The following is a 22,439-nucleotide window of genomic DNA, read 5'->3' on the forward strand; positions in this document are numbered from 1 at the left end:
GTCGGATCCTACAGTGCCGTTAATTTAGAACGGTGCTGCAGGTACAGCGCAGTCCACACAACCGCCAGCTCGCCCGCAAAACCACCCGTAATGGCGACGGCGCCGATGCTGCCGTTCCAGGATGGAACGAGGGCGACCAATATGACGAGCAGACTGACTGCTAGTCCGGCGTTGGCGCACTGGGACCAGACGAACACGTTCGTCCGCCGGCGGAGCATAAGCAATCCGTTGCCGAAATCCAGCCATGGAAGCACGAATGCCAGTGCAAGGAACGAACGCAGCACATCGATCGTTGCCGGCAGCAGACGGCCGCTTAATCCGAGCAGCTCCGCAAAGATATAAGAACCGATAGGCGTCCACCCGATGGCGATGAGCAAAACGCCCGGGACAAATCCGACGATGAGCTGAAACCGTCGTACAAGCTCCGGGGAAGAGGCGTGAAAGTTAAGCACAATTTGATGAATGTAAGTAAAGAAGCTCATCACTAAATTAAATATGCTGGAAGCGACGGCGAATGAGGCGATCGCCAACTCGATGTCCGACGTCTTCCCGAGCAGGGCGTTGACGGCGGGATGGATCGTTACCGCGATGAACGATGAATAGAGCAACGGGCGATAAAATCCGAATACCTGCTTTTTTTTTGTGATGCCATGCGATTGTATTCGTTCCGGCATTTTGCGTACGAGAATTCGGCCTTCCAGGAAACTGACAAGCGCTTCAATCATCATACCTGCAGCAAATATAAGTGCGCCGACCGCACCGCTGTCGACTTGTTCCATCCGGATGAAATATTGAGAGAGTGCGAACATGCCGGCTAATCGGACGACCATGCCGATCGTCATCCATTTGGTCCGCATCTGCGAGATGATAACGCCGTGGTACAGGCAGCGTAACGCGGAAAATACGCTTACCCACATTAAGAACCGGTAACCTTCGACTACGGAACCGACGGCGCCCGGCTTGACTCCGAATATTTGTCGGAATACGAGCGGGCCGGCCGGAGTGTAACTAATGATTGCGCCGAATGCGATGCACGCCGCAATAAGAATGTATGTTACACCCGACATGGCCCGGAACGACACACGGTCTCTGACCAGTGCCGAGCAAGTTTGCCTTATGAGAACCGCCGGTCTTTCCGTTAAAATAAATAAACTCATCCCGATCGCGTAGCTGGCAATGACCGCCTCCGGCTGCTGCGCTTGGGATAAGGTGGCATGAATGATTACGTGTGTAATTGTCACTAAACAAGAGGCTAGGCCTAGCGGCAGAAAAAACAGCACCAGAGTTAACATGGAAGTTGTTCGGGCCGTTGCAGGCTTGGCGGTTTGGGATAAAGATACGTTTGACATATGGCTGGGCCCCCGGTCGGATGCTGTTTCAAGATTATAGGTCCCATTGTAACACGAATGGACAGCGAAGGGTCCATCACTTTTCTACGCGTTTGTCACTATGTAAGCCGTTGATGTTGTCACATCTATCGGGTGGCATGATGGAGCGGTGAAAATTATGCATAGTACGGTCGGAATGATCGTTATGATACTAATCGATGATAGCGGGGGTATACGCCTTTGAGTATTTTCAAGAAAACTGTTGTCGAAGAAGCCGGCTTAGGGAATATTCCCCTCCCGCACCTTCGCTTGGGCTACGTCCTCCATCAAAACAAAAACGCTGTTTTCGCAAATATTGTTGCTCTCTACTGATGTCTAAAATTGTCCAATACTAGTAAGGATACCTAATTCCCATACGGGCGGGCATCCTCAACTAATCAATATCTTTGGGTTTTACGTCTATACTCTTCTTCAATCTCTGCTTTTTCCTCTTCTGTTGCATACCTAAACAAATGCAAATGCTCATCTACGTTTATTTCAATAATTTCAATTGGAGTAACGGGATTGGGATTTACCCATTGATTCCCACCTGCGTATGTAAATCCTTCACTTGACACTTTATATACATAACCTTTTCCTCCGTAGTTTGGGTGCCCACTAACAAATATCATTTTTAACGGCTCTCCATACTTGGGGTGCATAACTCGGCTGCTATTGCCATGTTCGTCAGGAACGACTCCTAATGCAAAAGCTATTGCATGATCTTTAATAGAAGTTGCGTATACTGCAAACTGGTTTCCTTCATTGTGGCCCCAATCATACGCTTGATTTGGCTTTAATTCATCAACCAACTTACTTCCCCCGTGGAACAAAAATACTGGCTTTTCCATTAAAGGTCACCTCTATCATCAAGTAATGCGATATCACAACCATATTTTACCATATACATGCATGCTTTGAGGGAAATTTTTTAGTCAATTCAGTTTCTTAAGCAATCTACTTGAAGTTCTGTATAGTTATAATATTCGCTCGCTTACATGTATCCAGTAACATCTTTTTCTGCCTGTCTGCATGATGTAACTCCAAGAATCGTTACCAAAACATATAATTGTCGAGATTTTGGTTGCAACACCTTGAAACCTATCCATCCACTTCTTCAAACGGGAATGGATCGAGTTTACATGTTGGATGTGATATACGGATTAGTCGCGAAAATTGCGGTTGCACGGCGATGAATGCCGAATTCAGGCGCTGAATCTGATTGCTTCCGTATTCTTATACCTGCCGGCTTGATAATTATATTTTTCACCTTCTTTGAAAAACGATATGATAGAAGTGCTTACTATATATAAGGAGATGAGATCGGGCCGATGATACGTTTATTCCAAACGAATGTCGTTCGCAAATTAAAAGAGTTGGAAGGGGATTGGGATTTCCAGCCGGTAGAGGCGGATGGAACGCTTCCTTCCGAATATCGGTACAGGATGCCGGTGCCCGGCTGCTGGGAAATGCATCCGCGTTTCGATGTATACAGGGGAAAGGCAGCATATCGCACGACAGTGCAAACAGCAAAGAAGACGGCACTGCGGCTCACATTTAAAGGCGTGAGCCATACGGCTGAAGTTTATTTTGACGGAGAGAAAATTGCCGAGCACTATAACGCATACACTGCTTTCTCCGTTATTGTGCCGGAAGCCGATGCGGGGACGCACGATGTCGCAGTATTGGTCGATAACTCGTTTAACGACGCTTCCGCACTGCATGTTCCCAACGATTATTTTACGTACGGGGGAATTATTCGGCCGGTCGTCGTTGAAGAGATTCCGGACACATTCATTGAGCGGATCGAGTTTATTCCTTCAATGGCGGGTTCCGGTTGGCAAGCTTCCATTAACGTGTATGTCCGAAATATCGGAAACAAAGATACGGAGGCGGAGCTCCGCGGAACTTTGGCCGGCACTTCAATCCATATGGGGAAACGTCTTATTCCTGCGGGACAAACGGCAGTTTTCCACGCTAACCAAATGTTCAACGGTGTGAACGCTTGGTCAAACGCGGCGCCTAACCTATACTTACTGCAAATGCAGCTTTATTCCGCTTCCGGCGGCGAGCCGGTCGACGATTTGATCGAGCGGGTCGGATTTCGCGAAGTAACGACGCACAACGGGAAAATTCAGATCAACGGGGAAGACATTATGCTGAAAGGCTTCAACCGCCATGAGGACCATCCTCTCGCCGGAGCGGCCATACCGTACCAGCTCATGGTAAAAGATGTGGAGCTGATGGTCGACATGGGCGCCAACACGGTGCGGACGAGCCATTACCCGAACGACGAACGTTTCCTGGATCTGTGCGATGAACGAGGTATTTACGTATGGGAAGAAAACCATGCCCGCGGCCTGAGCTTGGAACAGATGAAGCACCCGAATTTTATGAAGCAATGCGAAGGTTGCAACCGTGAGATGGTCGAACAGCACTACAACCACCCGAGCATCATCATCTGGGCGATTCTCAACGAGTGCGCGAGCGATACGCCGGAAGGCAGGGAAATGTACAAGGCGCAGCTGGAGCAAATTCGCTCGATGGATCAATCCAGGCCGCTTACGTTCGCCTCCCATCATAGAGATAAGGAGCTTTGCTTCGATCTGGCAGATATTGTGTCGTTCAATTTATATCCGTTATGGTACGGCGAAGAAGATCCGGGTGAGCTTTGCGATCAGGCCAGAAAGTGGGCCGATGAAGCGGGCGGATTGGGCAAGCCGATGATTATGAGCGAATTCGGAGCCGACGGTTATTACGGACTACGGGATCCCGCCCGTTTCAAAGGCACCGAGGAGCGCCAGGCGGACATCATCAGACGGAACATTGTGGCTTATCAAGCGAGACCGTTCATATCCGGGATGTTGATTTGGCAGTTCTGCGATTGTAAGGTAACGGAAGGAAACGGATGGCTGTTATCCCGCGCAGGGACGCAAAACAGCAAAGGGATTGTCGACAGATACCGCAGGCCAAAGCTTTCGTATGATACGGTAAAAAGCTTATTTCACCTATAATTATGATGCGTTCACTGTATTGAACTAAGTAAAAGAGGAGGGTATTGTCATGTAGAGGTAAGGAATGTTTGCGAGGAGGAAGCGTACGATGCCGGTTAAATTGAAAGGGATTACATGGAATCACAGCAGAGGTTTCGTACCCGTCGCTGCGACGTCGCAGCGGTTCGCGGAGTTAAACCCCGGCGTGGAGATCGTCTGGGAAAAGCGGTCTCTTCAACAATTCGCCGATATGCCGATTCAGACGCTGGCGGAATCATACGATCTGTTGATTATCGATCATCCGTGGGCGGGAGTTGCAGCCGAGCACAACGTACTTCTTCCGCTGGAACGTTACTTATCGGAGGAATTTCTTGCGGACCAAGCCGCCAATTCGGTCGGAAAATCGCATGAAAGCTACAATTTCAGCGGCTTCCAAAGCGCGCTGGCTGTGGACGCGGCAGCTCCTGTAGCATCTTATAGAGAAGATTTATTGCAGGCTTACGGACTTGAGCCGCCGCAAACGTGGGAAGACTTATTGGCGTTTGCCAAAACAGGCCGCATGGCGTTCCCCGGTATCGCAATCGATTCGTTGATGAACTTCTACATGCTGTGCAGCACCCAAGGCGAGGATCCGTGCGTGTCGGATGAATACATCGTCAGCTCCGACATGGGGTTGCAGGTACTCGATCAGTTAAGAGAGCTCGCCGCATATTGCACCAAAGAAATGTTCGATTGGAATCCGATCAAATTGTACGAGGCGATGTCCGGAGGAGACGATATTGCGTATTGTCCGTTCGCATACGGATATTCGAACTATGCCCGCGCCGGCTATTCCAATCATCCTTTGCGTTTTTGCGATATGGTGACGATCGGACGTCACGGCAAACTTAAATCGACGTTGGGCGGAACGGGAATCGCCGTTTCGTCCCGGTGCGCCCATCCGGATATCGCCGTCCGGTACGTCGAGTTTACCGCAAGCCCGCAATGCCAAAGAACGATATATGTGGAAAACGGGGGCCAACCGGGGCACCGTACCGCATGGATGGACGAAGAAGCGAACCGCCGGTGCGGAAATTACTTTGTTGCGACGCTTCCCGCATTGGACCGTTCCTATCTCCGTCCCCGTTACAACGGATACTTGCATTTCCAGGATCATGCGGGCGATCTCGTTAGACGATTCATGATGCAAGGCGGTTCGGGGAAAGTCGTTCTGGACGGTATGAACAAATTGTACCGGGAATCGAAACGGGAGGTGCCTCATGAGACCGCTTGACGGACTTTTGGTCTTGGACTTCAGCCAGTTTTTATCGGGACCGTCGGCGGCGCTCCGTCTGGCGGATCTCGGAGCGAGAGTGATCAAAATCGAAAGGCCGAACGGCGGCGATTTATGCCGGCAGCTTTCTTTGAGCAATTTATTGTCTGACGGAGACAGTATCTTGTTTCATACGATTAACCGGAATAAAGAAAGCTATGCCGCCGATCTGAAGCAGCCCGGCGACCTGGAAAACGTGAAGAAACTGATCGAACGGGCGGACGTGCTAATCGAAAATTTCAGACCAGGAACGATGGAGAAGCTCGGGCTCGGTTATGAGCAGGTGCGGCTGCTGAATCCCCGAATCATATACGGCAGCATTACGGGATACGGTAAAGAGGGACCTTGGAAAAGCAAACCGGGCCAAGATTTGTTGGTTCAAGCGATGTCCGGCGTCACATGGTTGAACGGCGATGCCGGACAACCCCCGGTACCGTTCGGTCTCGCTGTGGCGGACATGCTGGCCGGCGCTCATATGGTCCAAGGGATACTAGCCTGTCTCATCCGAAGAGGCAAGACGGGGACGGGCGGGATTGTGGAAGTGAGCCTGCTGGAGTCGATCCTCGACTTTCAATTCGAGGTGCTCACTACATATCTGAATGACGGTCAACAATCTCCCGTCAGAAGCTCCGTGAACAATGCGCATGCCTATTTAGGTGCACCTTACGGTATATACGAGACGAAAGACGGTTATATAGCGTTGGCGATGGGATCGGTGGTGCGGCTTGGGGAACTGCTTGAATGTCCGGAGCTTCAAGCTTACACGGATCCGAACGATTGGTTTGCACGGAGAGATGAAATTAAAAGCGTGCTCGCAGCTCATGTCAAGAACAAGACGACAAATGAGTGGCTGGAGCGGCTCGAACCGGCGGATTATTGGTGTGCGGACGTAATGAATTGGGACTCGCTGATACGCCACGATGGGTTCCAAGTGTTGGACATTGTGCAGCAAATCGCCCGTCCCGGAGGAGCTCCGCTTCGCACGACCCGCTGTCCGATCCGTATCAACGGGGAGCGGTTGAAATCGCCGAAATGGGCACCGTCCGTCGGCGAGCATAATGAATCGATCCGGACGGAATTCGGTTTAGAGGAACAGGGCGGTTGATTCCCAATGTGTGCGATGAAACCGTTGGAAGGCATCACGGTGATCGATTTCAGCCAATTCCTGTCCGGACCGTCCGCAAGCTTGCGTCTTTCAGACCTTGGAGCCCGCGTCATTAAGGTGGAACGTCCCGGCAGCGGCGACATATGCCGGAGGCTGTATATTTCCAACCTCGTAATTGACGGAGACAGCTCAATCTTTCATGCGATCAACAGAAATAAAGAAAGTTTATGCGCGGATTTGAAGAAGCAAGAAGATGCCGATTTCGTCAAGCGGTTGATCGGGAAAGCGGACGTAATGATACAAAATTTCCGGCCAAGCGTTATGGAGAAGCTTGGATTTCACTACGAAGCGGTCAAGGAAATGAATCCTGCATTAATTTATGGGGAAGTGACGGGGTACGGTTCGGAAGGGCCTTGGAAGGATTCGCCCGGTCAGGATTTGCTGGCGCAATCGAGATCGGGTTTGGTTTGGGTTAAAGATAAGAACGGAGAGCGGCCTTCTCCATTCGGTCTCGCAATTGCCGATATAATGGCGGGAGTACATTTGGCGCAGGGCATTTTATCGTGTATGGTTCGCAGGGCTGTAACCGGAGAAGGGGCGCACGTTCAAGTAAGCTTATTGGAGTCGGTGATCGACATCCAACTGGAACAATTGTCAGAATATATGAACGGCGGGAATTGCGCACATCCGTCTGCAACCCCGCACTCGCATAATGGAATATACGAAACGGAAGAAGGTTACCTCGCAATCGCTTCATCCTACACTGACCCGGCTGACGTTCATGAGACGAAAGTGCTTACTTGGGAACAACTGATGAAGCAAGACGGGTTTAAAGCGCTGGACATGATTCAAGAGATCGAGCGGGAGGGTGGTCCCGTAATGAGAACGACCAGATGCCCGATCCGTATCGACGGTCAACTATTCAAATCGCGCAAAGGCTCTCCGCGAACCGGGGAACATAGTGCAAAAATCAGAAAGGAGCTGTTTCAATGAAAATCGACGCTCATCAGCACTTTTGGAATTTGGAACAAGTGGCTTATCCGTGGCTGGATCCGATGTTCGGTCCGATTTGCCGCACGATCGAGCCTCCGGAGCTGGAACCGTTGTTGAAAGCGGCGGGAATCGACAAGACGGTCATCGTCCAGTCGATGAACTCCTTTGCAGATACGCATTATATGTTGGAAGTTGCAGCCGCCTACGATTGGGTGGGAGCGGTAGTCGGCTGGGTTCCGCTGAACATTCCCGAGATTGCCGACAAGAAATTGCAAGAGTTTACGAAGAATCCGTATTTTAAAGGCGTGCGCCACCTCATCCACGAGGAGAAGGATCCGGACTGGGTCGTTCGCGATAATGTGATCGAAGGTTTGAAGGTGCTGGCCTCCTACGGAATGACATTCGACGTGGTCGCCGTTTTTCCGAATCATCTGAAACACGTGCCGACTCTTGCCGAGAAGGTGCCGGATTTGAAAATGGTCATCGACCACTTTGCGAAGCCGCCGATCAAGGACAAGCAAATGGGGGAGTGGGCCGAACAATTTACCGCGGCGGCTCAATATCCGAACGTCTTTGCGAAAGTATCGGGACTGAATACGGCGGCGGATTGGGAAACTTGGATAGCCGACGATTTGAAGCCCTATATCGATTATGCGTTACAAACGTTCGGCTCGCACAGGCTCATGTTCGGCAGCGATTGGCCGGTCGCCAATTTGGCGGGGGATTATGCGAAAGTTTGGACGGAAACGAACAAAGCGATCGCGGATAACGACAAAAGGGACATTGATATGATTTTAGGCGGTACGGCGGCGCGATTTTATGGGGTTAAATGAGTGGACTAACAGGAGGGACAACGATATGAAGCGATATGGAAGCGTGATTAAAGTAAGGCCGGAGAAGCTGGAAGAGTACAAGCGGCTGCATGCGGCCGTATGGCCTGACGTATTGAAGATGATCAAAGAATGCAATATCCATAACTATTCCATTTACTATAAGGACGGTTATTTATTCAGCTATTACGAATATAGCGGTACCGATTATGAAGCCGATATGGCAAAAATGGCCGCGGATCCCGTGACACAGAAGTGGTGGGAAGTGTGCATCCCATGCCAAGAGCCGCTGGAGACGAGAAAAGAGGGCGAATGGTGGGCACAGATGGAGGAAGTGTTCCATCTCGATTGATGCTGGACCTTCGGAGGTGACCGGTTTATGTTTCGGACGCAATATTTTGAAGACTATTCAATCGGGCATACGAGAGAGACGCTAGGGAGGACGATCACGGAGACGGATATCGTTCTTCATGCCGGACAGACGGGGGATTTTTACCCTCATCATATGGATGCCGAGTGGTGCAAAGGCCAGGATTTCAAGCAGAGAATAGCGCATGGCACGTTGATTTTCAGCGTCGGAGTAGGGATGACGGCCGGAGAGATCAATCCGGAAGCGATGTCGTACGGTTACGACAGGCTTCGGTTTATTAAACCTGTGTTTATCGGCGATACGATTCGGGTAAAGGTTACAATCAAAGAAAAACGCGATCATCCGAAACGTCCGCAAAACGGCATTGTAACGGAAGCGATAGAGGTGCTTAATCAGAAAGACGAAACGGTGCTGGTATGCGAGCATCTGCTTCTCGTAAACAAGCGGACTATATTTGCTTAATATTTCATCGCGGGAGGATGGGCAGCCATGCATCTGAAGGATCGATCGGATTGGCTCGATTTGGACTATAAGCCGAAACTGCCGTTTAACAAATCCCGCGGGATCGGCATCATCGGGGCGGGAGCGATCGTAGAAGCGTGCCACCTGCCTGCTTATCGTATGGCGGGGCTCCATGTTGTCGGCATTTACGATATTGACCGCTCGAAGGCGGATAAGCTCGCCAGTCAATTCGGTATCGGCCGGGTGTTCGGTTCTTTGGACGAGTTGCTTGCTCATCCCGATGTGGAGGTCGTCGATATCGCCGTACCGGCGAAGTTTCAACCGGATACGGTGGAGCGGGTCGCCGCCGCAGGCAAGCACGTGCTGTGCCAGAAACCGCTCGCCGAATCTTACGAGGAAGCGAAACGCATCGTTAGCTCCATTGAGAAGGCCGGTGTCGTCGGCGCGGTAAATCAGCAGATGCGGTGGTCGCCCGGCATTCGCGCAAGCCATACTATTGCTCAAAGAGGTTGGTTGGGAGACATTACGCAAACGACCGTTCAAGTCAACGTGCTGACCGAATGGGAGCAGTGGCCGTGGATCACCAAGATCGATAGGCTTGAAATTATGTACCACAGCATTCATTATCTTGACTCGATCAGATTTTTGGCAGGCGTAGCTCCCGAATACGTATATGCCGACGGCGCGAAGTTTCCGGGACAAGCGAGCACAGGAGAAACCCGGACGCTCATCCATATGAAATTTCCTGGAGAAACCAGAGGACTTATCCATGACAATCATAACAACATCGCCGGTCAGGACGATTGGTACGCGACGTTCCGGCTGGAAGGCACGGAAGGCGTCGTTACGGGCACAAACGGTGCGCTTTATAACTATCCGACCGGAAGGGAAGACACGATCCGGTTCTTCAGCAGACGAATCGATCCGGACTACTGGTTTGCACCGAAGCTCGAGGGCCGTTGGTTTCCGCACGCTTTCATGGGAACGATGGGCGAGCTGCTGCGTGCGATCGAAGAGAGCCGGGAGCCGGAAAACAGCGTCAGGGACAATCTTCTTACGATGCAAATGGTGTTTGCCTGCTACCGCTCGATGGAACAAAACAGACCGGTGAGACTGGATGAATTTTTGTAGCAGTTAAAGAGAATAATTACGAACTTTGCGCTCCGTACAATATTGAAATATATGGGGAGAAGAATAACGGACCTGAATCCGAGGATTCGGTTACGGATATTATATTTCCGATTCGGAGCAAATAAATTTTGCCAAGAACCGCTCGAAATACTATAACGATGATTATAACCGCGGCCTCTCGAAGATTGACCTTCGGGAGGTTTTTTCATTTGTGGTATAATTAGCTAACTTTCAATAGAGTGTTTTATGGAGGGAGCGAACTGTTTTTATGAATAGAATTACACTGCGGTTGATGAATGAACACGATTCGGAAATGATCTCTAATGCATTTAGCGAGCAAGGATGGAACAAGCCGGCAGAAAAATATGTCAGATATGTAAAAGAGCAAAATAACGGAGAAAGAGTCTCGTTGGTCGCAGAGTATGACGGCGATTTTGCCGGTTATGTGAATGTCATTTGGAAATCCTATTATCCTCCTTTTCGGGAAAGAGGCATTCCGGAAATTAACGATTTTAACGTGTTGATCAAATATCGCAGACGCGGTATAGGCGCCAAGCTAATGGATCGAGCCGAAGACATTATCGGAGAGCGCACGAACATAGCGGGAATCGGCTTCGGCTTATACTCCGATTACGGACCTGCGCAAATACTGTATGCAAGACGCGGCTATATTCCAGACGGGAACGGCATATACCGGAACGAACACCGTGTCGAACCGGGGCAATCTGTAGTAATAGATGATGATGTGGTGCTCTACTTGACGAAAAAATTGAAGTGAGAAGGCTGTGAACGTTTTACATGACGTTTGCGCGCAAGCTGTACCTCGGAATAGTGGCGGCCGTCTTCCTTATTAAATGGAAGTGATCCGCCGATGGAACAACAACGAATTTATTGCAGACGCTCCCAGAATCGCGCAAAAGGTAGAATAGCGGTGAACCGTTTTCTTAAACGTGCAGAAGTGTTACATTGATTGTAATGATTGAAAGCGGATACAATGGGACGGTGTGCAATGATTCCGACAGAGAAAGAGCGGTTTGTCAGCATTAAGACGAAGATGATCGTGTTGTTTCTTCTAGTGATTATATTGCCGATTCTCGTCATGTCGTACAGTTCCTATCTTTCTTCGCAGAAACTGTTGGAGAGAAAGTATACGGATCTGCTTCAAGAGATTTCAAGGCAGGCGAATATTCGGATCGATGAGTATTTGACGGAAGTGGAGAAAATATCGATGCTGGCCAGCTACGGCGTGAACAGTTACGTCTCTTACTCCGCCCAAGACAATTATCCGATTCAGAACTTTTTGCGAGACAGCAGCAAGGAGAACGAAAGCCAAGCCTACCGGCTGCTGATGAACTACATCATGATGAAGGACCGCGCTTTTTCCGTATATATCTACAATTTAAACGGCGGAAGGGATCTGTACATCAGCTCGAACAAGCCGGTTAACTATAACTACACTTCCGTACAAGAGCCTTGGTTTCAACAATTTCTTCAGTCGTCTCAATCCGTATTTTATTTGCAAACCCATCAGGATTATCAAACCAAGAGCGACAATAATTGGGCGATCTCCAACGTGCGTAAAATATTCGACATGAAAGACGGCAAATTGTTGGGAGTCATGGTCGTCAGCATTGACATCGACTTCATCGATAAAGTGAACGGCCGTCTGCTGGAGTCGCGGCGCTCGGCTTTCACAATTTTGGATGAGAATGAAAATATCATTTATAACAGTGATTACGAAACAATAGGAAAGCCGTTTGCCGAAGTGTTTCCGGTGAACCTCAACGATATCGACGGGGTGTCGGGCGGAGGAATTACGCATGTGGGAGACAAGGATTATATCGTAACTTATTTGCCGTTCGAGCGGCGCAATTGGAAGACGGTTCTGTACATGCCGCTAAATGAGTTATCAGTTGAGGGGGACATTCTGAGGCGAAATTTGCTCATGATCGCGTTCCTGCTTATTTTGTTCGCCGTAGTCAGCTCATTTTATATATCGGCCAGAATTACAAGACCTCTCAAAATATTAATGCGCAACATGACCTCGGTGGAAAGAGGCGTATTCGAAAATTTGCCGACCGTCAAATCGAATGACGAAATCGGTTTGTTGGCGAACCGTTTCCACCTCATGTCTCACGAGTTGAAGCAACTGGTCAACCGCATCTATGTGGAGGAAAAGGAAAAAGCGGAAGCGGAGATGAGAGCGCTGCAAGCGCAAATCAATCCTCACTTCTTGTACAACACATTGAATTCGGTGAAATGGATTGCGTCGATGCAGCGATCGGACAAGATCGTCGAGATGACGGAAGCGTTGATATCCATGCTGCGTTACACGACCAATAAAACCGGTACGCTCGTCTCCATATGCGACGAGTTGGAAAATATCAAGCATTACGTAACGATTCAAAAAATTCGCTACTATAACCGGATACAAGTAGATTTTGACGTCGATGAGAACGTGTTGGATTGCAAAATTTTGAAGTTGACGATTCAACCGATCGTGGAAAACGCCATATTCCACGGGACGTCGGAGCATGAAGACGAGGGGAAGATCCGGATCGCCGTTTACGTTGAGGATGGAACTGTCGTCATTTCCGTCTCCGATAACGGAGCCGGTATGGATGAAGCGACAATTCGAAACTTAAACCAAGGATTGGCAAATCCGAAGGGTACGTTTAACGGCATCGGGATCAGCAATGTTAACAGCAGAATTAAAAATCACTTCGGTTCCTCGTACGGTATTCGTTTCACCAGCAGTTTGGGAAACGGCACGACATTTTATATCAAAATTCCCGCAATCTTTGATCGATCGGACACAGAGGTGAGCACGGCATGATCAAAGTGTTGATTGTCGAAGACGAGCTGTTGATGAGAATAGGAATCAAATCGATTATCCCGTGGGAAGAGCACGGATTTACGATCGTCGGAGAAGCCTCCAACGGCAAAGAAGCGTTGGAGGCGGCGGAGAAATCCCGGCCGCATCTCGTCATTACCGATATCAAGATGCCGGTAATGGACGGGATCGAATTTATACGCAATGCGGCCAAAGTACTCGATTCGTGCCAGTATGTCATATTGAGCTGCTTGGAGGAGTTTCAGTATGTGAAAGAAGCGTTGAAGCTCGGCGCCGCCGATTACTTGATCAAGAGCGACTTGAAACCGCATCAGCTGATCGAGGTGCTGGACAGGATCAAGGGAAAAATCCAGAACGATGACAGCCTGCGGAGGAACGGAAACTTCAATAAATCCGTCGGGTTTTTGAAAGAAAGCTTGTTCAAAGAGCTGATCAGCGGATTGAAATCCGAGAAGGACTTCATAGAAGAGCTGAAGCAGCTGAACACCCGGCTGCAGCCTAACGAGCTGTCGGTAATCAAGTTATCCATCGACCGTTTCGAGAAGGTAAGGCAGAAATACGTGGAAAAGGATGAGAAGCTGCTCCGGTTTTCCGTCGTTAATATTTTAGAAGAGATGATTCCGCCAAAGTGGAACAAAGAAATCGTTGTCGAGAGCTCCAGAGAATATTTGCTTTTCGTTAATCCGGAGCCTGAGGAAGTGAAGTCCGGGACGTATAAGCATAGTTTGGATAAGCTTTGCCAGAAGATGATCGAGGCGATGAAGGACTTCATGAATATTTCGTTGACGATCGGCTTTAGTTCGGTCGTGTCCGGTTTTATCGGTTTGAAAGCGGCCTATAAGGAGGCGGATACTGCGGTCCGGAACCGCTTCTTTCTTGGAGCCGGGCGGACGATTTGCTTTAACGACGTCAAGACGATGCCGGAGCGGGACAATCACGGCAATGTAATGGGGCGTGAAGAAGAGAGACAGTTCAGAATCGCACTGGAAAGTTTAAGGATAGACGATAGTATGTCGTTTATCCATTCAATCTGCCGGCGAATCGCACAGAATGATCATTTGTCCGAACATGCCATCCGAAAAACGTATATCCGATTGATAGAATTGATCGGCACGCATCTTCCCGAGGCTGCGCCTTTGCCGGAAGCCGGAAAAACGCCGTATGAAGGAATATTGGAGTTGGATACCGTTCAAGAACTGCAAGAATACACCGAAAGCTATTTGGTTGACCGTTTCAAGAGGCAAACTGCGGAAACGGATCATCGGAGTTATGTGGATATGGCGATCGACATTATTATGGAGTTTTATGCGGAAGATATTTCGCTTCAAAGCGTCGCCAATCAAATCAATGTCAATCCGTCGTACTTGAGCCGGGTGTTCAAGCAAGAAGCGGGAGACAACTTCATCCGGTTTCTTACGAAAGTACGCATCGATAAAGCGAAGTTTTACCTCGAGACGAAGAATATAAAAGTGTACGAGGTAGCCGAAAAAGTAGGCTATCACAATTACACGTACTTCAGCAAAATTTTCAAAAAGGTAGTGGGGGTAAGTCCGGAAGAATACCGGTGCTCGTGAAGCGGACAGTAAAAAAAGTGCATGGTGCATCCATGCCTTTTTTTATTGCCGGACTTGCGGACTGTAATCAGGTAAAAAAAGTGGACGATACCGTAAACAACGTTCATTTTCTATCGCTCGACTTATTTTTACAATGTAAATGCAATCGAAAACGAAAGGGGAACGAACATCTATGAACGCTTCTAAAAGATGGCTGGCAGCGGCGTTGTCGCTTATGCTTTTGTTCGTGCTGGCTGCATGCGGCTCGACCGGTTCCGGCGGAACGGGGGAAACGGCGAACCAAGGATCGGAGCAGACGGCCGGCGGCGGTGAATCCGGAAATTCGGACGAGAAGAAAGAAGAGCAAGTTACGCTTAGATATTCCAGTTACCTGCTGGATACGGCGCAGGCCGGCAAAGCGTATTTCGATGCGATCGCCGAATTCGAAGCGCAAAACCCTAACATCAAGATCGAAACGGATTTCATTCAAAATGCGAACTATACGGCCGGCATCAAGACGCGTTTGCTCGGCGGAGAGAAGATGGACGTGTTCGATACTTGGTCTCCAAGCTTATTCGCGGAATTCGCCGCATTGGACGAGCAAGTGTATCTCGATTTGACGGGAGAGGAGTTCCTCAACGACTTTCTGCCCGCATCCTTGAAACCGGTCACGGTCGATAGCAAAGTGTTCGGAGTGCCCGAGCTCATTCACAGCGACGGCCTGTTGTATAACAAGACGCTGTTTGAAGAACACGGACTTCAAGTTCCGCAAACATGGGACGAGTTTTTGGCGGTTTGCGAAACGCTGAAGCAAAAAGGCATTATTCCGATCGCAATGGACTCGGAATGGTGGGTGCCGCAATTTTTCTGGGGCTCGATCATGTCGAACAACGGCGCCGATGCAGCCTGGACGGCAAAACTGGAAAGCGGCGAAATCAAAATCAACGATCCGGCATTCGTCGATGCGATCCAAAAGCATAAATTGCTGATCGATAAAGGTTACGTTCCAGAGGATTGGACGGGAATGAAGCACGAGCAATCCAAGGACCTTGTAGGACAAGGCAAAGCGGCCATGATCATTACGGGAACATGGGACATCGCCAGCATTATGGAACGGAATCCGGCATACGATATCGACTTCATGATCGTGCCTGGCAATGAGAAGACGGTTCCGAACATAAACGTCGGCGCTTACCGCGTTATCAACAATAAGACGGAGCACCCTGAAGAAGCGAAGAAATTCGTGGCGTTCATGAACGGCAAAGCTCAGCAGGAGAAGCTGTCCGCCGGCGCCAAAGCGGTGCCTTCGATTAAGGACGCCGCGATCAGCGATCCGGTGAGCGAGAAGATCGCCGCCGTCGTCACGCGGGACGATGCGACGCTGTATTGGCCGCATACGGTGTCGACCGAATCGCTGCAGGTCAAGATCCTTGAAGGCGTGAACAAATACTTGGCCGGTCAGGAGCTTGACAAGACGTTGGAAGAGATTCAGAAAGCGATCGACGACGCCGGAAAGTAGTTGGTATAACGCGCGGCAGGAAGGGTTCAAGGCGTTCGCGTTCCGCATCGTCTTGAACCCTTTCATTCAACTCTGAGGTGACTTAAATGACCAGACATTCGCTGCAATCGGCACGAAAGAGAAGAAACATCGTTTTGTTCCTGTTTACGCTGCCGGCGCTGCTTGTTTACACGGCATTTTTCCTTCTGCCCATTGCCGGCGATATTTACTTGAGCTTGTTTGAGTGGAACGGCGGCAATACGAAGATGAACTTCGTCGGGCTGGACAACTTTATCGAGCTGTTTACCGACGATCCGGAATTTGCGAGCGCTTTATGGCACAACGTTGTATATATGGTTACTGTTGTCGTCATCCAGCTGACGTTGGCGCTCGCCTTTGCGCTCATCTTGGTCAAGAAGCTGTGGGGCGGCAACTTCTTCAAGACGATCTTCTTGCTGCCGGTCGTTCTCTCCAACGTGACGCTGGCGCTCGTATGGTCGTATATGTTCGATCCGATGAACGGGTTCGTTAATTCATTTTTCAATACGGCCGGTCTCGGTTTTCTGGCGCACAATTGGCTGGGCGACAGCAATACCGCGCTGTTCTCCATCGCGTTCGTGAATGCGTGGCAGTATGTCGGCTATTCGATGGTCATTTTTATCGCCGGGCTGCTCACGATTCCCGAATCGCTCTTTGAAGCGGCGGATATTGACGGCGCCGGCAGGTGGAAGAAGTTCGTATTTGTGACGGTTCCGTTGTTAAAGCCGGCCATCATGATGAACGTCGTCCTGTCCACCACAGGCAGCCTGAAAGTGTTCGACCTGATTTACATCATTACGCCGCCGGGCGGACCGGTCAGCAGCTCGACGGAAGTGCTCGGGACGCTTATTTACAAAGTCGGATTTACTTACGGCGAAATGGGCTACGCATCCGCGATTTCTCTTGTGCTGCTCATCATTATCATGATTGTCGGCTTCGTGCAAATCCGGTTATTCCGCGCCAAAGACATCGGTTACTAGGAGGGGGCGAATCAGATGAGAGACAAATTGCTGCCGTTTCAGTACGCCGGATTGGCGCTGTTTGCGCTGGTCATTTTGACGCCGCTTACGATTGTATTCTTTGGCGCTTTCAAGACGTCGGCCGAATTGTTTAACAATCCGTTTTCGATTCCGCAAGCTCCGGTGTTCGAAAATTTCCATGCCGCATTTATACAAGGGAATATGCTTGTGTATTTCAAAAATACGATACTGATTTCCGCGGTGTCGTTAGGAGTTGTGTTGTTCCTCAGCACGATTACGTCTTATGCGATTACGAGAAACGATTTCAAGTTAGGCGACAGGTTATATGCTTATTTCATATTCGGCATTATCGTACCGGCGCAGGCGGTCATGATTCCGACGTACTGGATGATCGCGAAGCTTGGGCTCGTAAACACATTGTGGTCCGTGATCATTATTTATATCGCCTCAACCATGGGGTTTTCGATCTTCATTCTGAGCGGATTTTTCCGGACGATACCGAGGGAACTGGATGAGGCGGCCGTCATTGACGGGTGTAACGAGTTTCAGGCGTTCTGGAAAGTCGTGCTTCCGCTGTGCGCGCCTGCCGTCAGCACGGTGCTTATATTAAATCTGTTGTTTATCTGGAACGACTTTTATAATCCGCTGCTTTATATCCGAAGCGAAGAGATCAAGACCATTTCTCTGGGTCTGTCCAAATATATGGGCCGTTATTTGACCAACTACCCGATCATGTTTGCCGCCGTCGTGATGGCGTCGGTGCCGGTTATTGCCGTATTCGTGGCGCTTCAGAAGCAATTCGTCAGCGGCATTACGGCGGGCTCGGTGAAAGGCTGATCTTGAAATCTTAAAATATGGCGAAGGAGTGATTTTAATGGGAAGAAGAAGGAGAACATTGTCGTCGATTTTGTCCGTTGCATTGCTGTTGTCTCTGTTTTCGGGCTTTGCGTCGGCTGCGTCGGGGGCGTCCTGGGCGGAGCTGTCCGTTGATTTGGCGGACAGATCGCTCGGCGAAATTTACCACGGGGCAAGCGCAGCGCTGTACGGCTTGAGCGAACCGAACGTTCCGGACATTAATACGTTGATTCCGCTCAAACCGTCGCATATTTCGCAGAAGGCGCCGGACGGCGTGCAGCATCCGTCGGGAGACGGCTTGCGCGTCGCCGATTATTTCTTCGAAGCCGGGGGAGGGTTTGTTCAGGTTCTTATTCAGGATTATTACGGCCTATGGTATTACCCGTCCAGAACCGCCGAGGAGTACATAAATGAAGCCGTCGTGCCGGTGGCGACCGCGGTCAAGGCTTACAAAGACGAGTGGGCGGCGAAACATCCCGGCCAAGATCCCGATGAAAAATTCCTGTACATTCCTTACAACGAACCCGAACAAAACGGCACCCGATATCCGAGCATCAACAACGCGAACGCTACCGGCGAGAACTCCAGAAATACGTTCAACAACGATTGGTTGAAGGTGTACCGAGCCATCAAAGCGATCGATCCGGGCGCCAAAATATCGGGTCCGAACTTAATTAACTACAAATCCAATGTGATGAATTCGTTCATATCGTTCTGTGTGCGAAACGATTGCTTGCCGGATATCGTCTCGTGGCATTTGCTGTCCAACAAAGCGTACAATCACGCGGCGAGCAACTTGGCTGCGTATCGCGCATTGGAAGCGACTTTGGTTTCCGAGTATGAGAGCTTGTACCCGGACCGCAAGAGCCCGTTCCCGATTCCCGTCGATATTAATGAATACGCTTCCACTGCGGAAATCGCATCAGGCGGTTCGCTGGTGCAATATATTGCCCGCTACGACGAACTGAAAATACACGGCGCTCTTCCGTATTGGAACACCGCCAATTCATACGGATCGCTGCTTGCCGGACAAAATGAACCGAACGGCGCATGGTGGCTCTACAAATGGTATGCCGACATGCAAGGGGACATGGCCAAGGTCAGCGTTGTGAAGGCGAATGATGATAGCGATGCGTATGGCCAAGGTTTATACGGGTTTTCCACAATCGATGACGACAAAAAACAAGTGAACATCGCCTTCGGAGGAACGAAGGGCGAGAGCCGGATCGTATTCCGTAACATCACCGGGCAAGAAAACAGCCCGAGCTTTCTCGCCGGCGCCGATCAAGTGCATATCACCGTTTGGTATGCCGGTTACACCGGACTTACGGGCTTCCTGGTGGAGCCGGCGCAAATCATCGACGGCAACTTCGACGTCGTTGACGGTTCGGTAACGCTGCCGGTGCGGATGGACGATCACACCGCCGTATATTTTGCCGTTATGACGGAAGCGGCCGATTCCGAACCGAGCGAAGTATGGACCGAGAGGTATGAAGCGGAGGAAGCGGAAGTAAGGGTCAATGTACAGTCTCCGCAAAATGTGTATCCGCGAACGAACTCCGGCCGTTCTTCCTCCAACGGACAGCACATCGGAGGGATCGATTATCCGGACAGCATGATCAAATTTACAAGCGTCACAGTGCCGAAGGACGGAAGCTATCGGCTCGATATCGTCGAAGGCAGCGGATCGACCGCGCAACTCCCGGCCCAATCCGGCGGCGGTGTTTCGAACCAACGGCAAAACTCCGAATTTTTCATAAAAATTGACGATCAGCCGTCGTTCAAGGTCGTCCTCCGGGCGGATTACAGCTGGCAGCAGATGGGGATGGTCAGCAAGTACATCGATTTGACCGCGGGAACTCATTCAATTGCCATCGGCAAGTACAATCAGGATACGGGAGAAATGGGGCAGGGAGCCGCGACGTTGGATGCGGTCGAGCTCACTTATAACGGGGTAATGGGATCGCAGCCGAGCTATCGCGTTCAAGCCGAGTTCGCCGATTACGATGTTTCGAAAGGGTTGACGAGAGAGAGCGTATTGCCCGGCTTTGAAGGAGCAGGGTATGTGACCGGATACCATGCCGCGGATGCGAAAACCCGCTTTGTGCTAAGCGTGCTGGAAGACGGCATGTACGATGTGACGTTCAAGCTTGCAACGGACAGCGCCGGAAAGCTGATCGTCGATCACGACAGACGAAATGTGATGAACATTCCGTTGAACAACACGAACGGCACATGGCGCGAATGGACTGTAAAGATGTTTTTGCGCACCGGCATCAATCTGATCGATGTGAAATCTGCCTCAGATATCAAACTTGACTATATTGAAGCCGTATATGCCGGCAAAGATCCGATCATTACGATTGAAGCGGAGGATGCCGTTGTAGCGGGAACTCCGGCAGAAGGAGACCCGCCGCTCATTCGCGGCGACGCGTTTGCCAAATACGCTTCCGGTGGCAAATATGTCAATGGAATCACTTCCTATGACGGACAAGAGAGATACCTGGAAATCCCGGACATCTATGTACCGCAATCGGGCACGTACAAGCTCGTCATCACGTATGCGAACGGCGAATATTCCGGTTCTCATTCTTATAACAACAACGTCGTTGAACGTTATGCGCAAATGTCGGTGAACGGCGCGGAACCGCAAACCGTTTATTTCAAAAACACGATTTCCTGGCAGCAATTCGCGACGGTCACGCTGGACGTCGAGCTGCGGGAAGGGACGAACAGCATCAGGTTCTCCAATAACAATACGTACGACGGCGGTTCGAATCCGTACGGCGGAAGCAACGCGTCAGGCACGGAGCCGTTTGTTCCCACCGTCATGGTGCCGAAGCAATATACGCCGGCATTCGATAAGTTTGATATTTACCCGCTGCCTGTCATAGCGGATAGAAATTCGGAACCGTCCGCTGCGCATCCGGTCATATCGCTGGAAGGAGCGGACCGCGTGAAGGTGAACGAATCGTTCGAACTCACTTTAAGGATGACGGGTCTGCCTAAAAATTCGAAAGAGGCGCGGATGACGCTCTCGTACGATCCGGATATTATTGAATTTATCGCTGCCGAACCGATTATGAAGGGGTTGGATGTGTTGGCGGCGCCTTCCGAAACCGCCGGCGAAATCGTCGTTACAATGAAGAAGACGCCGGAAATCGGTTCCGGAGACTTGCTGAAGCTGCATTGGAGAGCGAAACAATCTGAAGCGGTTTCTGCGGACATCAAAGTGAAGGATGCCGGCATAGTGAAGGCACAAGCGGTACCGCTGTACGATATGATCTATACGGTTGCGATTTATGCGGATGTCCGCTCGATCGAAGTAAAAGGTGCCGGCGGCGCCGATTCTATCACCAGCAATAAAGGAACATTGCAGATGGAAGCGAAAGTTGCTCCAGCGAACGCTAATCAAACCGTGACCTGGTCGGTTTACGATTTGGAAGACAACGAAACCGACATTGCGGTCATCGGTCCGGACGGTGTGCTGACGGCTGCCGGCAACGGAAAGAACGGTCAGGTGAAAGTGACGGCGGAAGCAACCGACGGCACCGGTGTCATGGGAGAGACGATCGTTCACATCGGCAATCAATTGCTTCAAGTAACCGGAACCCCGTTCGGACTTGGTCCGGCTTGGTCGCCCGGCGGCGAATACGATAAAGCGTTCGACGGCGATGTCAACACGTTCTACGACTATTACACGGCAAACGGAGGATATACGGGAATTGATTTAGGTGAAGGTAATTCCGCCGTAATCAATCAGATTCGCTTCTATCCCCGTATCGGGTTCGCCGGTAGAATGCCCGGAGGAAAATTCCAAGGCTCAAATGAAGGACCGGATACAGGATTTGTAGATCTTTATACGATTCCTTTCACTCCGCCGGCAGGTTGGAACGAAGTTACGATTAGCGATCCGACCGCCTACCGATATCTTCGCTATGTTGCGCCGGATGGAGGGTACGGTAATATCGCGGAAGTCGAATTTTTCACAAATCCATAGTTTCGCTAATGCAAGCGCCGGAGTATTTAAGTTAGACTAATGATACGGGGATTGAGTCTATTCCGGGCTCCCGGAGCTTACATACTCTAATATAGTA

At 50.2% G+C, this 22,439-nt stretch carries 17 protein-coding genes and 1 pseudogene; 15 read left to right on the top strand and 3 right to left on the bottom strand.

Features of this window, described 5'->3' with window-relative positions:
• Positions 1–8 precede the first annotated feature (8 nt).
• From JET16_RS00710 to JET16_RS29865, 3 genes and pseudogenes are all read right to left on the bottom strand, one after another.
• Positions 9–1,349: a multi antimicrobial extrusion protein MatE gene (locus tag JET16_RS00710; protein WP_199613661.1), complete on the bottom strand. Its 1,341-nt coding sequence runs from the start codon at positions 1,347–1,349 to the stop codon at positions 9–11.
• 416 nt (positions 1,350–1,765) lie between these two features.
• Positions 1,766–2,218 carry a hypothetical protein gene (locus JET16_RS00715; protein WP_199613662.1) on the bottom strand — a complete coding sequence of 151 codons (453 nt, stop codon included), beginning with the start codon at positions 2,216–2,218 and terminating at the stop codon, positions 1,766–1,768.
• 106 nt (positions 2,219–2,324) lie between these two features.
• Positions 2,325–2,527, bottom strand: a pseudogene (locus JET16_RS29865) (IS1595 family transposase); the annotation flags it as partial.
• 171 nt (positions 2,528–2,698) lie between these two features.
• On the opposite strand from JET16_RS29865, the gene JET16_RS00725 reads away from it, so the two are divergent.
• From JET16_RS00725 to JET16_RS00795, 15 genes are all read left to right on the top strand, one after another.
• Entirely contained in the window at positions 2,699–4,381 is a 1,683-nt protein-coding gene (locus tag JET16_RS00725; RefSeq protein WP_199613663.1) for a glycoside hydrolase family 2 protein, read from the top strand.
• A gap of 88 nt (positions 4,382–4,469) precedes the next feature.
• Positions 4,470–5,633: an ABC transporter substrate-binding protein gene (locus tag JET16_RS00730; protein ID WP_199613664.1), complete on the top strand. Its 1,164-nt coding sequence runs from the start codon at positions 4,470–4,472 to the stop codon at positions 5,631–5,633.
• The gene (locus JET16_RS00735) at positions 5,620–6,777 is read left to right on the top strand and encodes a CaiB/BaiF CoA transferase family protein (protein WP_199613665.1); all 1,158 of its coding nucleotides are present in this window, start codon (positions 5,620–5,622) and stop codon (positions 6,775–6,777) included. Before JET16_RS00730 ends, JET16_RS00735 begins: the two co-directional genes overlap by 14 nt.
• 6 nt (positions 6,778–6,783) lie before the next feature.
• A complete protein-coding gene (locus JET16_RS00740) occupies positions 6,784–7,770 on the top strand; it encodes a CaiB/BaiF CoA transferase family protein (protein ID WP_325176578.1) in 987 nt (328 codons plus the stop codon).
• Positions 7,767–8,603 carry an amidohydrolase family protein gene (locus tag JET16_RS00745; RefSeq protein WP_199613666.1) on the top strand — a complete coding sequence of 279 codons (837 nt, stop codon included), beginning with the start codon at positions 7,767–7,769 and terminating at the stop codon, positions 8,601–8,603. Before JET16_RS00740 ends, JET16_RS00745 begins: the two co-directional genes overlap by 4 nt.
• Before the next feature lie 25 nt (positions 8,604–8,628).
• Positions 8,629–8,952, top strand: a complete 324-nt coding sequence (locus JET16_RS00750; RefSeq protein ID WP_199613667.1) for an L-rhamnose mutarotase — start codon at positions 8,629–8,631, stop codon at positions 8,950–8,952.
• A gap of 27 nt (positions 8,953–8,979) precedes the next feature.
• On the top strand, positions 8,980–9,432 hold the full coding sequence (locus JET16_RS00755) for a MaoC family dehydratase (protein ID WP_199613668.1): 453 nt from the start codon (positions 8,980–8,982) through the stop codon (positions 9,430–9,432).
• Between the two features lie 27 nt (positions 9,433–9,459).
• Entirely contained in the window at positions 9,460–10,563 is a 1,104-nt protein-coding gene (locus JET16_RS00760) for a Gfo/Idh/MocA family protein (RefSeq protein WP_199613669.1), read from the top strand.
• 268 nt (positions 10,564–10,831) lie between these two features.
• Positions 10,832–11,341: a GNAT family N-acetyltransferase gene (locus tag JET16_RS00765; protein WP_199613670.1), complete on the top strand. Its 510-nt coding sequence runs from the start codon at positions 10,832–10,834 to the stop codon at positions 11,339–11,341.
• A 231-nt stretch (positions 11,342–11,572) separates the two neighbouring features.
• The gene (locus JET16_RS00770; protein WP_199613671.1) at positions 11,573–13,399 is read left to right on the top strand and encodes a cache domain-containing sensor histidine kinase; all 1,827 of its coding nucleotides are present in this window, start codon (positions 11,573–11,575) and stop codon (positions 13,397–13,399) included.
• Positions 13,396–14,991, top strand: coding sequence for a response regulator (locus JET16_RS00775; RefSeq protein WP_199613672.1), 1,596 nt, complete (start codon positions 13,396–13,398; stop codon positions 14,989–14,991). The genes JET16_RS00770 and JET16_RS00775 overlap by 4 nt, the downstream gene beginning before the upstream one ends.
• Before the next feature lie 172 nt (positions 14,992–15,163).
• Positions 15,164–16,489 (top strand): ABC transporter substrate-binding protein, encoded by a 1,326-nt coding sequence (locus JET16_RS00780; RefSeq protein ID WP_233530910.1) that lies wholly within the window; start codon positions 15,164–15,166, stop codon positions 16,487–16,489.
• 86 nt (positions 16,490–16,575) lie between these two features.
• Positions 16,576–17,487 (top strand): carbohydrate ABC transporter permease, encoded by a 912-nt coding sequence (locus JET16_RS00785; protein WP_199613673.1) that lies wholly within the window; start codon positions 16,576–16,578, stop codon positions 17,485–17,487.
• Positions 17,488–17,502: 15 nt separating this feature from the next.
• Positions 17,503–18,324, top strand: coding sequence for a carbohydrate ABC transporter permease (locus JET16_RS00790; RefSeq protein ID WP_199613674.1), 822 nt, complete (start codon positions 17,503–17,505; stop codon positions 18,322–18,324).
• A 37-nt stretch (positions 18,325–18,361) separates the two neighbouring features.
• Positions 18,362–22,342, top strand: coding sequence for a cohesin domain-containing protein (locus JET16_RS00795; protein ID WP_199613675.1), 3,981 nt, complete (start codon positions 18,362–18,364; stop codon positions 22,340–22,342).
• The last annotated feature ends 97 nt before the right edge of the window (positions 22,343–22,439 follow it).

Origin of the sequence: Paenibacillus alkalitolerans, from assembly GCF_016482785.1 — a bacterium.
Classification (GTDB): Bacteria; Bacillota; Bacilli; order Paenibacillales; family YIM-B00363; genus Paenibacillus_AE; species Paenibacillus_AE alkalitolerans.